This window comes from Pseudomonas sp. NPDC089406 (assembly GCF_044900265.1).
Lineage (GTDB): Bacteria > Pseudomonadota > Gammaproteobacteria > Pseudomonadales > Pseudomonadaceae > Aquipseudomonas > Aquipseudomonas fakonensis.
Window position 1 is genome coordinate 1 of the sequence record NZ_JBJDNC010000039.1, and the last position, 13,309, is coordinate 13,309.

Sequence of the window (13,309 nt, forward strand, 5' to 3'; positions counted from 1 at the left end):
ACGGCCCGTCGGCGCGTACCTCCGGAGCAAGCCCGGAGCGAGGGAACCCCCGAAGCGCAGCGTAGGGGGCCGGATGATGGGAGCAGGCGGCTTTGGTTACTTTGGCCGTCCAAAGTAACCCGCCGTAAGGGCGGAAAGGTGAATAAAAGCCGCTATCGTCAATGAATGCGCGTATATCTCCAAAAGCAATCACCATAAGCCCCGAACCCGAACCCGAACCCGAACCCGAACCCGAACCCGAACCCGAACCCGAACCCGAACCCGAACCCGAACCCTACCCCCAACCCCACATTCCAAGTAAAGTGCCGCTCCCCGCCGTACCCCAGCACCCAGAAGGACCCACCCCCATGACGACCCAGCTAGACATCGCCGTAGTAGGCGCCACCGGCACCGTAGGCGAAACCCTGGTGCAGATCCTCGAAGAACTGGCCTTCCCGGTAGCCACCCTGCACCTGCTGGCCAGCATGGAATCGGCGGGCAGCAGCGTCATGTTCGCCGGCAAGAAGCTCAAGGTTCGCGAAGTCGACAGCTTCGACTTCAGCCAGGTCAAGCTGGCGTTCTTCGCCACCACCCCGGCCGTCAGCCGCAGCTTCGCCGCCAAGGCGCACAAGGCCGGCTGCGCGGTGATCGACCTGTCCGGCGCACTGGACGGCGCCGTGGCCATGGTGCCCGAGGCCAACCCTGAACGCCTGGGCCAATTGCCGCAGCCAGCCCTGATCACCAGCCCCAGCGCCGGTGCCGTGGCCCTGGCAGTGGCACTGGCCCCGCTCAAGGGCCTTGTGGATATCGAGCGCATTCAGGTCAACGCCTGCCTGGCCGTCTCGGCCCAGGGCCGTGAAGCGGTCAGCGAGCTGGCGCGCCAGACCGCCGAGCTGCTCAACGCCCGCCCGCTGGAGCCGCGTTTCTTCGACCGGCAAATGGCCTTCAACCTGCTGGCCCAGGTCGGTGCGCCCGACGAGCAAGGCCACACGGCCGTTGAGCGGCGTCTGGTCGGCGAACTGCGCCAGCTTCTGGGCATGCCGGAACTGAAGATTTCCGTGACCTGCATTCAAGTCCCGGTGTTTTTCGGCGATAGCTTCAGTGTGGCGTTGCAGAGCCGTCGCGCGGTCGACCTCGACGCGGTCAACCGGGCGCTGGACAGCGCCGAGAGCATCGAGCGGGTCGAAGCGGATGATTATCCGACCCCGGTAGGTGACGCAGTAGGCCAGGACGTGGTCTATGTTGGTCGTGTACGGCATGGCATTGATGAAGATGAACAGCTCAATCTGTGGCTGACCACCGACAATGTGCGCAAGGGAGCGGCGCTCAACGCCGTGCAAGTGGCGCAATTGTTGATAAAACACATGGCGTAAAAGATACTGGCCAGCAATTTTGTCCTACACCGCGACAGGGTTTTTGGGACGGTTCATACAAGGGAAGAGTTCATGCTGCGAATTCGCAAACTGGTTCTGGCCATCGCGGCCGCCTCGGCGTTGTCGTCGGGCGTCGCGAACGCACTGGGGTTGGGGGAGCTGACCTTGAAGTCGGCGCAGAACCAGCCGCTGGATGCCGAGATCGAATTGCTGGACGTGCGCGACCTCACCGCCACCGAAATGGCCCCGAGCCTGGCCTCGCCGGAAGACTTCGCCAAGGCGGGCGTGCCGCTTCCGACCTACCTCGAAGACCTGACCTTCACCCCGGTGATCAACCCCAATGGCCGCAGCGTGCTGCGCGTCACCTCCAGCAAGCCGTTGCCGGAGCCGGTGGTCAAGTTCCTGGTGCAGGTGATGTGGCCGCAAGGCCGCCTGCTGCGTGACTACAACGTGCTGCTCGACCAGGCCCAGGCCCAGGGCGAGCAGCCTGCCAAAGCCAACATCACCCCTGCGGTGAGCGCCGGCAGCTACACCACCAAACGCCGTGACACCCTGTGGCAGATCGCCGCGCGCAACACCCACGGCGGCACGGTGCAGCAGACCATGCTGGCGATCCAGGCCCTGAACCCGGATGCCTTCATCGGCAACAACATCAACCAGCTCAAGATCGGCCAGGTGCTGCGCCTGCCCGACCAGCAGCAGGTGCAGAGCATCCCTCGCCCCGAAGCCAACCGCGAAGTGGCCGAGCAGTACGCCGCCTGGCGTGAAGGCCGCCGCCTCGGCCCGCGTGCCCGCCAGCTCGATGCCACCCGCCGTGGCGAGGCCGGTGCCACGCCGTCGCGCATCAACCAGGGCGACAACCTGCGCCTGGTGTCGCCCGGCGGCAAGGCCGGTGCAGGTGAGGCCAAGGCGCTCAACGACAAGCTGGCGGTGGCCCAGGAAAGCCTGGACACCAGCCGTCGTGACAACGACGAACTGAAAAGCCGCATGACCGACCTGCAGAGCCAGCTGGACAAGCTGCAGCGTCTGATCGAGCTGAAAAATGACCAGTTGGCGCGCCTCGAGGCCCAGGCCTCGGCGCCAGCGGCACCGGCCGCGCCCGCCGCGCTGCCGGGTGAACCGGGCCCGGCTGCCCCGGCACAACCTGTAGTCAATGCTCAGCTGACCCCTGCCGAGCCTGTGGTCGCGCCTGCACCTGCTGCCACCGATACCGCCCCGGTCGAAGCCGAGGCGCCGGCCAGCGAAGAGCAGGGCATGCTCGACCAGGTGCTGGGCAACCCGCTGATGCTGGGCCTGGTCGCAGGTTCCGCGTTCCTGGTGCTGTTGCTCTTGCTGTTGCTGCTGGCGCGCAAGCGCAAGGCCCAGCAGGAAGCCGAGAAACATGTGCGCATGGCCCGCGCCCTGGCCGAGGAGGGCGAGCGCGCCCCGGACCTGGAGCTGCCAGCAGACAGCTTTGACGGCCTGGACATGTCGGCCCCCAGCGTGACCCTGTCGCCAGCCGTGGTGGCCGCGTCTGCCGCCGCCGCCACTGCCGCAGAGAAGCCGGTGCAGCCGGCCGTCGTCGAAGCCCCTGTCGTCGACCCGCGTGCCGCGTTGCTGGCCGAGGTGGACGAAAGTATCGCCCGCGGTCGCCTCAACCACGCCGCCGACCTGCTGGAGGCCGCCGTGGCCTCTGACCCGCAGCGCAGCGACCTGCGCCTGAAACTGATGGAAGTCTACGCCCGCCAGGGCGACCAGGACGCCTTTGCCGTCCAGGAGCGCAAGCTGGCGCCGAACGAGGCGAACCAGGCCGAAGTGGCATCGCTCAAGGAGCGCTTCCCCGCCATGCTCGGCGCAGCTGCCGTGGTGGCCAGCGCCGCAGCCCTGGCTTCGGGCCTGGACGAGCAGTACGTTCAGGAGTTGCTGCAGGAGCCGCCAGCGGCCGAAGCCGCGCCTGAGCCTCAAGTGCAGCCCGAGCCCGAGCCGGTTGCAGCCCTGGAGCCTGAGCCCGAGCCTGCACCAGCCATCGATGAGGATGATCTGGACAGCGCGTTCGACCTGAGCCTGGACGACGACCTGCCGGTGGATGACCCGCTCGACCTGCCGGTGCTGGATGAAACGGCAGGCTTGGAAGCGCTGGTCGAACCCCAGGCAGCTCCCGCAGCCGGCGAAACTGACGCCGACGACGACTTCGAAGCGCTGCTCGCCCAGGCCCAGGCTGCCGAGCCTGCACCTGAGCTGTCGGCTGACGACCTGGCTGACTTTGACCTGGACGTCGGCGACACCACGCCTGCTGCCGGCGGCGAAGAAGCCCCGGTGGATGTCGCCGCCGAGCTGGCAGCGTTCGAGGCCATGCCGGAATTCGACCCGATCTCCGAGCTGGAGCTGCCGGAAGACTTCGACCTGTCGTTGTCGCTGGAAGACGACTCGCCGGCGGCCAAAAACTTCGCCTCCGAACTGGATGATGTCAACGCCGAACTGGACAAGCTGTCGCAGAACCTCGAAGCCCCGTCGCTGGAGCCGCAGTTCACCGCTGAAGACGCGGCTCTGGAGCCCGAGCCGCTGGATGACCTGGACTTCGACTTCTTCTCCGGCACCGACGAGGTGGCCACCAAGCTCGACCTGGCTCGCGCCTACATCGACATGGGCGACCACCAGGGCGCCCGCGATATCCTCGACGAAGTGGTCAAGGATGGCGACGACAGCCAGCGCCAGGAAGCCAGCGATATGCTCTCGCGCCTGGTCTGAGGTGGTTCAAGGCCCCTTCGCGGGTAAACCCGCTCCCACAGGAAACGCGCAGTCCCTGTAGGAGCGGGTTTACCCGCGAAGAGGCCGGTGCAGGCAGTACAAAACCTACGGCAGCCCACCCGGGCTGCCGTTGTCGTTATAATCGCCGCTGTTTCGTATCACCTCACAGGTTCTCCGCTCTTGGACATCATCGACACCGCCGCCGCCGAATCGGCCGCCGAAGGCTACTCCCGCATCGCCCTGGGCGTGGAATACAAAGGCTCGCGCTACCGCGGCTGGCAGCGCCAGAGCAGTGGCGTGCCGAGTGTCCAGCAGGCGCTGGAAGAGGCGCTGTCGAAGGTGGCCAACGAGCCGATCAGCGTGCTGTGCGCCGGGCGCACCGACGCCGGTGTGCATGGCAGCGGGCAGATCGTGCACTTCGACACCCGCGCCGTGCGCGACGAGCGCGCCTGGACCTTGGGCAGCAATCAAAACCTGCCCCACGACATCAGCGTGGTCTGGTCGCGGCCGATGCCGGCGCACTTCCATGCCCGCTTCAAGGCCACCGCGCGGCGCTACCGCTACGTGATCTACAACGACCCGATCCGCCCGGCCCACCTGGCCGAGGAAGTCACCTGGAACCACCGCCCGCTGAATGTACAAAGCATGGCCCTGGCTGCCCAGTACCTGCTCGGCACCCACGACTTCAGTGCTTTTCGCGCCAGCCAGTGCCAGGCCAAGTCGCCGGTCAAGCACATCCACCACCTGCGCGTCACCCGCCATGGCCAGATGATCGTGCTCGACATCCGCGCCACGGCTTTTCTGCATCACATGGTGCGCAACATCGCCGGCGTGCTGATGACCATCGGTGCCGGTGAGCGCCCGGTGGAGTGGGCGCGGGAAGTGCTGGAGGGGCGCAATCGCCGCGAGGGCGGGGTGACTGCCCACCCGTACGGGCTGTACCTGGTGCAGGTGGAATACCCGGAGCAATACCAACTGCCCCAGCGTTACATCGGCCCACACTTTCTCACTGGCTTCGAGGCCCTGGGCGACTGACGGGGCACGGGGCATTTGCTAACATCCGCCGTTCACCGATCACCCAGGGTTCGCTTTCCATGAGCAACGTTCGCAGCAAGATCTGCGGGATCACCCGCATCGAAGACGCCCTGGCGGCCGCCGAAGCCGGCGCCGATGCCATCGGTTTCGTCTTCTATGCCAAGAGCCCGCGCGCGGTGGACGTGCGCCAGGCCCGGGCGATCATCGCCGAATTGCCGCCGTTCGTGACCACCGTGGGGTTGTTCGTCAACGCCTCGCGCTGCGAGCTCAACGAGATCCTCGAAGTGGTTCCGCTGGACCTGCTACAGTTCCACGGCGATGAAACCCCGGCCGACTGCGAAGGCTTTCACCGGCCCTGGATCAAGGCTTTGCGGGTACGCCCGGGCGATGACATCGAGGCAGCCTGCCGTGAGTACTCAGGCGCTCGGGGCATTTTGCTGGACACCTTCGTACCGGGCGTGCCCGGCGGCACCGGTGAGGCCTTCGACTGGTCGCTGGTGCCGGCAACACTCAGCAAGCCGATCATCCTTGCCGGCGGCCTGTCGGCCGACAACGTCGCCCAGGCCATCCGCCAGGTGCGCCCGTTCGCGGTAGATGTCAGCGGTGGGGTAGAGCAGGCCAAGGGCATCAAGGATGCCGCGAAGATAGAGGCTTTCATGCAGGCCGTACGGCAGGCGTAAGCGCGGATGTGACGGCTGGCCGCGCGCCATCGTCCATAGGTTTCGCAACGCGATACCGGCAGGCAGCGCCTGTGTTGGGTATCGACGTACATATTGGAGGTGGGGCGGCATGTGGCAGTGCCATGGCCGGCCCATCGTCGTTTTAAGCAGAATTTGAGCTCAAGGGCAGGTGTGGTGGCTAAAGGCTCCCTCTGCCGATACTGGAGAAAGCAAGCATGAGCAACTGGTTGGTAGACAAACTGATCCCATCGATCATGCGTTCCGAGGTGAAGAAGAGCTCGGTCCCTGAAGGCCTGTGGCACAAGTGCCCGTCTTGCGAGGCCGTGCTGTACCGCCCGGAGCTGGAAAAGACCCTCGACGTCTGCCCCAAGTGCAACCACCACATGCGCATCGGCGCACGTGCGCGCATCGACATCTTCCTCGACAAGGATGGCCGTGCCGAGCTGGGCGCGGAGCTTGAGCCGGTCGACCGCCTGAAGTTCCGTGACGGCAAGAAGTACAAGGACCGCCTGACCGCGGCGCAAAAGCAGACCGGCGAAAAAGACGCCCTGATCTCCATGAGCGGCACCCTGATGGGCCTGCCGATCGTGGTCAGCGCCTTCGAGTTCTCGTTCATGGGCGGCTCCATGGGTGCCATCGTCGGCGAGCGTTTCGTACGCGCCGCCAACTACGCCCTGGAACACCGCTGCCCGATGGTCTGCTTCTCCGCCTCGGGCGGTGCGCGCATGCAGGAAGCGCTGATCTCGCTGATGCAGATGGCCAAAACCTCCGCCGTGCTGGCGCGCCTGCGCGAAGAAGGTATTCCGTTCATCTCGGTACTGACCGACCCGGTCTACGGCGGCGTTTCCGCCAGCCTGGCCATGCTCGGCGACGTGATCGTCGGTGAGCCAAAGGCCCTGATCGGCTTCGCCGGCCCGCGCGTGATCGAGCAGACCGTACGGGAAAAACTGCCAGAAGGCTTCCAGCGCAGCGAGTTCCTGCTGGAGCACGGCGCCATCGACCTGATCATCTCCCGTGACGAGCTGCGCCCACGCCTGGCGCGTCTGCTGGCGCAAATGACTGGCCAGGCCACCCCGGCCGAGGCCAAAGAGGTCGCTGCGGTCGCCTGATGAACCAGCGCAGCCTGGGCGACTGGCTCGCCTACCTCGAGCAATTGCACCCCTCGGCCATCGACATGGGCCTGGCGCGCTCGCAGCAGGTGCTCGAGCGCCTGCAGCTGGGCGCCCTGGCGCCGCGGGTGGTGACCGTTACCGGCACCAACGGCAAGGGCTCCACCTGCGCCTTCGTCGCCTCGCTGTTGCGGGCGCAGGGGCTCAAGGTCGGGGTGTACAGCTCGCCGCACCTGCTGCGCTACAACGAACGGGTGCTGATCGACGGCCGCGAGGCCAGCGATCAGCAGCTGTGCGAGGCCTTTGCCGCCATCGAGGCGGCGCGGGGCGATGTTTCGCTCACTTATTTCGAAATGGGCACCCTGGCGGCGTTCTGGCTGTTCAAACAGTCGGCATTGGACGCCGTGGTGCTCGAGGTCGGCCTGGGCGGCCGGCTGGATGCGGTCAACCTGGTGGATGCCGACGTATCGCTGGTGACCAGCATCGGTGTCGACCACGCCGACTACCTGGGGGATACCCGTGAGTCGGTGGCCTTCGAGAAGGCCGGCATCTTCCGCCAGGGCAAGCCTGCCCTGTGCGGCGACCTGGACCCGCCACAGCCGTTGCTGGACAAGGTTGGCGAGCTGGCCTGCCCGTTCTTCCTGCGCGGTCGTGACTTTGACCTGGCGAGTACCGACAGCCACTGGCACTGGCGCGGTACCGCAGGCGATGGCGCAAGCGTAGAACTGCGTGACCTGCCGCTGCTCGACCTGCCCATGGAAAACGCCGCGCTGGCGCTGCAGGCCTTCCTGCTCCTGGGCCTGCCGTGGAACGAGCCGCAGGTTCGCCAGGCGCTGCTGGATACCCGCATCACCGGCCGGCTTGACCGCCGTGTGGTGCAGTTCGCCGGCAAGCCGGTCGAGCTGTTGCTGGATGTCGGGCACAACCCGCATGCCGCCGAATACCTGGCCCGCCGCCTGGCGGCGCGGCCGCCCAAGGGCCGGCGCCTGGCGGTGTTCGGCCTGCTCGCCGACAAGGATCTGCAAGGCGTACTCGCACCCCTGCACGCGCTGGTCGACGACTGGGCCGTGGCCCCCCTGGATACACCGCGCAGCCGTCCGGCTGCCGAGCTGGCCCAGGCCTTGACGAACCTTGGTGCGACAGTGAAGTCTCACCCAGGCGTCGATGCTGCTCTTGATGCGCAGTGCGGCCAGGCGACGGCGGATGACCAGATCCTGCTGTTCGGTTCGTTTTTCTGCGTCGGCGAGGCCTTGGCCTGGCTCGAACGGCAGGTCCCCATGAATGGAGTAGATGGCAGTGCTGGATAAAGGGATGAAGCAGCGCATGGTCGGTGCGCTGGTGCTGGTGGCGCTGGCGGTGATCTTCCTGCCGATGCTGTTCACCCGTGAGGACGAGATGCGCCAGGTGCGCGTCGAGGCGCCGGAGGCGCCAGCCATGCCGAGCCTGCCGCAAGTGCAGGTGGAGCCGGTGCAGGTGCCGGAGCCGCAGCCATTGCCCGAGCAGAACGAGCAGCCGCCGGTGGTGGTGGATGAGTCTACCGCACCGCCGAGCACGCCCAGCCAGCCCATTACCCCGTCACCCCAGGTGCAGGCCCAAGTGCAGCCGCAGGCGCAGCCCAAGCCGCAGACCCCGGTTCCAACGCCAAAGGCTGCAACACCTGCGGCCGCCCCGGCAGCTGCGGTGGCAGCCAAGCCGGCAGCACCGTCCAAGATTGACCCCAACGGCCTGCCGGTCAGTTGGTCGATCCAGCTGGCCAGCCTGTCCAACCGTGCCGGTGCCGACAACCTGCAGAAAACCCTGCGCAGCCAGGGTTACAACGCTTACATTCGTTCGGCCGATGGTATGAACCGGGTGTACGTGGGTCCGCTGATCGAACGTGCCGAGGCCGAGCGCCTGCGCGATGTGATCAACCGCCAGCAAAACCTCAAGGGCTTCGTGGTGCGCTTCCAGCCCGAGCGTGGTTAAAGCCGCACCCACGGGTGCAGTACCGAATCTGGTCTTTGCATGGCACTGTGGGAGCGGGTTCACCCGCGAAGCAGGCGGCGCGGTGGATGGCACCGGCTGCGCCGGTGTTCGCGGCTAAAGCCGCTCCTACAGGGATCGCATGACTTTCAGGCCCTGTTGGAGTCGGCTTGCCGGCGATGGGGCCCGAGCAGGCAAACCCAAGCCTCAAAGCTGTCCCCCGAGTCAGCCCGCAGCCCTTCAACCACGTGACATTCCGCTTACCCCAAGCCCGCTGCTCTGCTAAAATGCGCCGCCTCAAACGTTAGCAGGCAGCACCGTGGCATTTACCTGGGTTGATTGGGCGATCATCGCGATCATCGCCGTTTCCTCACTGATCAGTCTCAAGCGCGGCTTCGTCAAGGAAGCCTTGTCTCTGCTCATCTGGATTGTCGCGGGTGCCGTGGCCTGGATGTTCGGCGGCTCGCTGGCACAGTATCTGGAGAGCTACATCCAGACGCCCTCGGCCCGGGTCATCGCTGGCTGCGCCATTCTTTTCGTCGCCACCCTGCTGGTGGGGGCGATGCTCAACTTCCTCATCGGCGAGCTGATCCGCGTCACCGGGCTGTCCGGTACCGATCGCTTCCTCGGCATGGCCTTTGGCGCCGCGCGCGGGGGCTTGCTGGTAGTGGTGGCCGTCGGGCTGCTGAGCCTGGGCCCGGTACAACAGGACCCGTGGTGGCAGGAGTCGCGGCTGATACCACAATTTCTATTGGTGGCCGACTGGTCGAAGAACCTCATACTCGGGTTCACCGGCCAGTGGATGTCCAATGGGGTCAGCGCACCTGCTGACCTTCCGTTCAAGGAACAGCTGCTCGGGCCCATCAAGCCCTGAGCGCTTTTCACTCAAGTTTCATCAAAGTAGGGGTTGCGTCGCATGTGTGGCATCGTCGGTATCGTCGGTAAGTCGAACGTCAATCAGGCGCTGTATGACGCGCTTACGGTCCTCCAGCACCGCGGCCAGGACGCTGCCGGTATCGTGACCAGCCATGACGGCCGGTTGTTCCTGCGCAAGGATAACGGCCTGGTGCGCGACGTCTTCCAGCAGCGCCACATGCAGCGCCTGGTCGGCAGCATCGGCATCGGCCACGTGCGCTACCCCACCGCGGGCAGCTCCACCTCGGCCGAGGCCCAGCCGTTCTACGTCAACTCGCCATACGGCATCACCCTGGCGCACAACGGCAACCTGACCAACGTCGAGCAGTTGGCCAAGGAGATCTACGAGTCCGACCTGCGCCACGTCAACACCAACTCCGACTCCGAAGTGCTGTTGAACGTATTCGCCCATGAGCTGGCGGTGCGCGGCAAGCTGCAGCCCACCGAAGAAGACGTGTTCGCCGCTGTTTCCCACGTGCACAGCCGCTGCGTCGGCGGCTACGCGGTGGTGGCGATGATCACCGGCTACGGCATCGTCGGTTTCCGTGACCCCAACGGCATTCGTCCGGTGGTGTTCGGCCAGCGTCACACCGACGAAGGCGTGGAATACATGATCGCCTCCGAAAGCGTCGCCCTGGACGTGCTCGGCTTTACCCTGATCCGTGACCTGGCCCCGGGTGAAGCGGTGTACATCACCGAAGAAGGCCAGCTGTTCACCAAGCAGTGCGCCGATGCGCCAAAACTGCAGCCGTGCATTTTCGAGCATGTCTACCTGGCCCGCCCGGACTCGATCATTGACGGCATCTCGGTGTACAAGGCGCGTCTGCGCATGGGTGAAAAGCTCGCCGACAAGATCATGCGCGAGCGCCCCGAGCACGACATCGACGTGGTCATCCCGATCCCCGACACCAGCCGCACCGCCGCCCTGGAGCTGGCCAACCGCCTGGGTGTGAAGTTCCGCGAAGGCTTCGTCAAGAACCGCTACATCGGCCGTACCTTCATCATGCCCGGCCAGGCCGCGCGCAAGAAATCGGTGCGCCAGAAGCTCAACGCCATCGAGCTGGAATTCCGCGGCAAGAACGTGATGCTGGTGGACGACTCGATCGTGCGCGGCACCACCTGCAAGCAGATCATCCAGATGGCTCGCGAAGCCGGCGCCAAGAACGTCTACTTCTGCTCCGCAGCCCCTGCGGTGCGCTACCCGAACGTCTACGGCATCGATATGCCGAGTGTCCACGAACTGATCGCCCATAACCGGACCACCGAACAGGTGGGCGAGCTGATCGGCGCCGACTGGCTGGTCTACCAGGACCTGCCGGATCTCATCGACTCGGTCGGTGGCGGCAAGATCAAGATCGATCACTTCGATTGCGCGGTGTTCAACGGTGAATACGTCACCGGCGACATCGATGCGGCCTACCTGGATCGCATCGAACAGGCCCGTAACGACCTGGCCAAGGTCAAGAACCAGGCTGTCAGCGCGATCATCGACCTGTACAACAACTGATTTGGGAGCCACGGCATGACGGATCAATGGGATGCCGGACGACTGGACAGTGACCTCGAGGGTGTCGGTTTCGACACCCTGGCGGTACGCGCCGGTCAGAACCGTACACCGGAGGCCGAGCACAGCGAAGCGCTGTTCCTGACCTCCAGCTATGTCTTCCGCACGGCCGCCGATGCGGCCGCGCGCTTTGCCGGCGAAACACCCGGCAACGTCTACTCGCGCTACACCAACCCCACCGTGCGGGCGTTCGAAGAGCGTCTGGCGGCGATGGAAGGTGCCGAGCAGGCGGTCGGTACCTCCACCGGCATGGCGGCAATCCTCGCCGTGGTCATGTCGCTGTGCAGCGCCGGTGACCACGTGCTGGTGTCGCAGAGCGTGTTCGGCTCGACCATCAGCCTGTTCGAGAAGTACTTCAAGCGTTTTGGCGTGCAGGTGGACTACGTGCCGCTGGTCGAGCTGAGCGGCTGGGAGAAGGCCATCAAGGCCAACACCAAGCTGCTGATCGTCGAGTCGCCGTCCAACCCGCTGGCCGAACTGGTCGACATCCGTGCGCTGGCCGAAATCGCCCACGCCCGTGGCGCCATGCTGGTGGTGGACAACTGCTTCAGCACCCCGGCGTTGCAGCAGCCGCTCAAGCTCGGTGCCGACATCGTGTTCCACTCGGCTACCAAATTCATCGACGGCCAGGGCCGCTGCATGGGCGGTGTGGTTGCCGGCCGTGCCGAGCAGATGAAAGAAGTGGTGGGCTTCCTGCGTACCGCAGGCCCGACCCTCAGCCCGTTCAACGCCTGGATTTTCACCAAGGGCCTGGAAACGCTGAAGCTGCGCATGCGCGCGCACTGCGAAAGCGCCCAGGTGCTGGCCGAATGGCTGGAGCAGCAGGACGGCGTGGAGAAGGTGCATTACGCCGGCCTGCCGAGCCACCCGCAGCACGAGCTGGCCAAGCGCCAGATGAGCGGCTTCGGTGCGGTGGTCAGCTTCGAGGTGAAGGGCGGCAAAGAGGGCGCCTGGCGCTTCATCGACGCCACCCGGGTGATCTCCATCACCACCAACCTGGGTGACAGCAAGACCACCATCGCCCACCCGGCCACCACCTCCCACGGCCGCTTGACGCCGCAGGAGCGTGAAGCGGCGGGAATCCGCGACAGCCTGATCCGGGTTGCCGTGGGCCTGGAAGACGTGGCTGACCTGCAGGCGGACCTCGCCCGTGGGCTGGCGGCACTGTGATGGAAATCCGCGGCGGTGGGCCAGGCCATAACGGCCGGGTCGCCCTGGTAACCGGTGCCGCCCGCGGCATCGGCCTGGGTATCGCCGCGTGGCTGATCTGCGAAGGCTGGCAGGTGGTGCTGAGCGATCTCGATCGCCAGCGCGGCGCCAAGGTGGCCGAGGCGCTGGGTGACAACGCCTTGTTCATTGCCATGGACGTGGCTGACGAGGCGCAGGTCAGCGCCGGGGTGTCCCAGGTGCTCGGCCAGTTCGGCCGCCTGGATGCGCTGGTCAGCAATGCGGCCATCGCCAACCCGCACAACCAGACGCTGGAGAGCTTGTCGCTTGCCCAGTGGAACCGTGTGCTGGCGGTCAACCTCAATGGCCCGATGCTGCTGGCCAAGCACTGTGCACCGTACCTGCGCGCCCATGGAGGCTCCATCGTCAACCTGGCCTCGACCCGGGCGCGGCAGTCCGAACCGGATACCGAGGCGTATGCCGCGAGTAAAGGTGGCCTGCTGGCATTGACCCACGCCCTGGCCATGAGCCTGGGCCCGGAGATTCGCGTCAATGCGGTGAGCCCGGGCTGGATCGATGCCCGCGACCCGGCGCAACGCCGCGCCGAACCCCTGACCGACGCCGACCATGCCCAGCATCCGGCGGGCAGGGTAGGGACGGTGGAGGACGTCGCAGCGCTGGTGGCCTGGTTGCTGTCGCGCCAGTCGGGCTTCGTCACTGGCCAGGAATTTGTGGTCGATGGCGGCATGAGCCGCAAGATGATCTACACCTGAGTGGTAAGTTATTGAGATACAACAG

At 65.7% G+C, this 13,309-nt stretch carries 11 protein-coding genes; all 11 read left to right on the forward strand.

The genetic code is table 11. From position 1 onward, the window contains the following. Window positions 1-347: 347 nt before the first annotated feature. The 11 genes from ACI2KK_RS23020 to ACI2KK_RS23070 all read left to right on the forward strand — a co-directional run bounded on the left by ACI2KK_RS23020 (window position 348) and on the right by ACI2KK_RS23070 (window position 13,284). A complete protein-coding gene (locus tag ACI2KK_RS23020) occupies window positions 348-1,352 on the forward strand; it encodes an aspartate-semialdehyde dehydrogenase (RefSeq protein WP_404670752.1) in 1,005 nt (334 codons plus the stop codon). Between the two features lie 72 nt (window positions 1,353-1,424). Beyond that, the gene (locus ACI2KK_RS23025) at window positions 1,425-4,079 is read left to right on the forward strand and encodes a FimV/HubP family polar landmark protein (RefSeq protein WP_404670753.1); all 2,655 of its coding nucleotides are present in this window, start codon (window positions 1,425-1,427) and stop codon (window positions 4,077-4,079) included. Window positions 4,080-4,259: 180 nt separating this feature from the next. After that, the gene (gene truA, locus ACI2KK_RS23030; RefSeq protein ID WP_404670754.1) at window positions 4,260-5,114 is read left to right on the forward strand and encodes a tRNA pseudouridine(38-40) synthase TruA; all 855 of its coding nucleotides are present in this window, start codon (window positions 4,260-4,262) and stop codon (window positions 5,112-5,114) included. Between the two features lie 59 nt (window positions 5,115-5,173). Further along, a complete protein-coding gene (locus ACI2KK_RS23035; RefSeq protein WP_404670755.1) occupies window positions 5,174-5,794 on the forward strand; it encodes a phosphoribosylanthranilate isomerase in 621 nt (206 codons plus the stop codon). A gap of 215 nt (window positions 5,795-6,009) precedes the next feature. Then, on the forward strand, window positions 6,010-6,903 hold the full coding sequence (gene accD, locus ACI2KK_RS23040) for an acetyl-CoA carboxylase, carboxyltransferase subunit beta (protein ID WP_217842466.1): 894 nt from the start codon (window positions 6,010-6,012) through the stop codon (window positions 6,901-6,903). Further along, window positions 6,903-8,210 (forward strand): bifunctional tetrahydrofolate synthase/dihydrofolate synthase, encoded by a 1,308-nt coding sequence (gene folC, locus ACI2KK_RS23045; protein ID WP_404670756.1) that lies wholly within the window; start codon window positions 6,903-6,905, stop codon window positions 8,208-8,210. The genes accD and folC overlap by 1 nt, the downstream gene beginning before the upstream one ends. Beyond that, complete coding sequence (locus ACI2KK_RS23050; RefSeq protein WP_404670757.1) at window positions 8,194-8,868, forward strand: SPOR domain-containing protein; 675 nt, start codon at window positions 8,194-8,196, stop codon at window positions 8,866-8,868. The genes folC and ACI2KK_RS23050 overlap by 17 nt, the downstream gene beginning before the upstream one ends. A 316-nt stretch (window positions 8,869-9,184) precedes the next feature. After that, window positions 9,185-9,739, forward strand: a complete 555-nt coding sequence (locus tag ACI2KK_RS23055; protein ID WP_217842469.1) for a CvpA family protein — start codon at window positions 9,185-9,187, stop codon at window positions 9,737-9,739. Between the two features lie 42 nt (window positions 9,740-9,781). After that, the gene (purF, locus tag ACI2KK_RS23060) at window positions 9,782-11,287 is read left to right on the forward strand and encodes an amidophosphoribosyltransferase (RefSeq protein WP_217842470.1); all 1,506 of its coding nucleotides are present in this window, start codon (window positions 9,782-9,784) and stop codon (window positions 11,285-11,287) included. Between the two features lie 15 nt (window positions 11,288-11,302). Next, window positions 11,303-12,514 (forward strand): O-succinylhomoserine sulfhydrylase, encoded by a 1,212-nt coding sequence (locus tag ACI2KK_RS23065; protein ID WP_404670758.1) that lies wholly within the window; start codon window positions 11,303-11,305, stop codon window positions 12,512-12,514. Then, complete coding sequence (locus tag ACI2KK_RS23070) at window positions 12,514-13,284, forward strand: SDR family oxidoreductase (RefSeq protein WP_404670759.1); 771 nt, start codon at window positions 12,514-12,516, stop codon at window positions 13,282-13,284. Before ACI2KK_RS23065 ends, ACI2KK_RS23070 begins: the two co-directional genes overlap by 1 nt. Window positions 13,285-13,309 lie beyond the last annotated feature (25 nt).

Bases quoted from the DNA above. Each gene is read 5' to 3' on its own strand.
- purF (WP_217842470.1), top strand. From the start codon at position 9,782: ATGTGTGGCATCGTCGGTATCGTCGGTAAGTCGAACGTCAATCAGGCG.
- ACI2KK_RS23065 (WP_404670758.1), top strand. From the start codon at position 11,303: ATGACGGATCAATGGGATGCCGGACGACTGGACAGTGACCTCGAGGGT.
- ACI2KK_RS23050 (WP_404670757.1), top strand. From the start codon at position 8,194: ATGGCAGTGCTGGATAAAGGGATGAAGCAGCGCATGGTCGGTGCGCTG.
- ACI2KK_RS23025 (WP_404670753.1), top strand. From the start codon at position 1,425: ATGCTGCGAATTCGCAAACTGGTTCTGGCCATCGCGGCCGCCTCGGCG.
- accD (WP_217842466.1), top strand. From the start codon at position 6,010: ATGAGCAACTGGTTGGTAGACAAACTGATCCCATCGATCATGCGTTCC.
- ACI2KK_RS23020 (WP_404670752.1), top strand. From the start codon at position 348: ATGACGACCCAGCTAGACATCGCCGTAGTAGGCGCCACCGGCACCGTA.
- ACI2KK_RS23035 (WP_404670755.1), top strand. From the start codon at position 5,174: ATGAGCAACGTTCGCAGCAAGATCTGCGGGATCACCCGCATCGAAGAC.
- folC (WP_404670756.1), top strand. From the start codon at position 6,903: ATGAACCAGCGCAGCCTGGGCGACTGGCTCGCCTACCTCGAGCAATTG.
- ACI2KK_RS23070 (WP_404670759.1), top strand. From the start codon at position 12,514: ATGGAAATCCGCGGCGGTGGGCCAGGCCATAACGGCCGGGTCGCCCTG.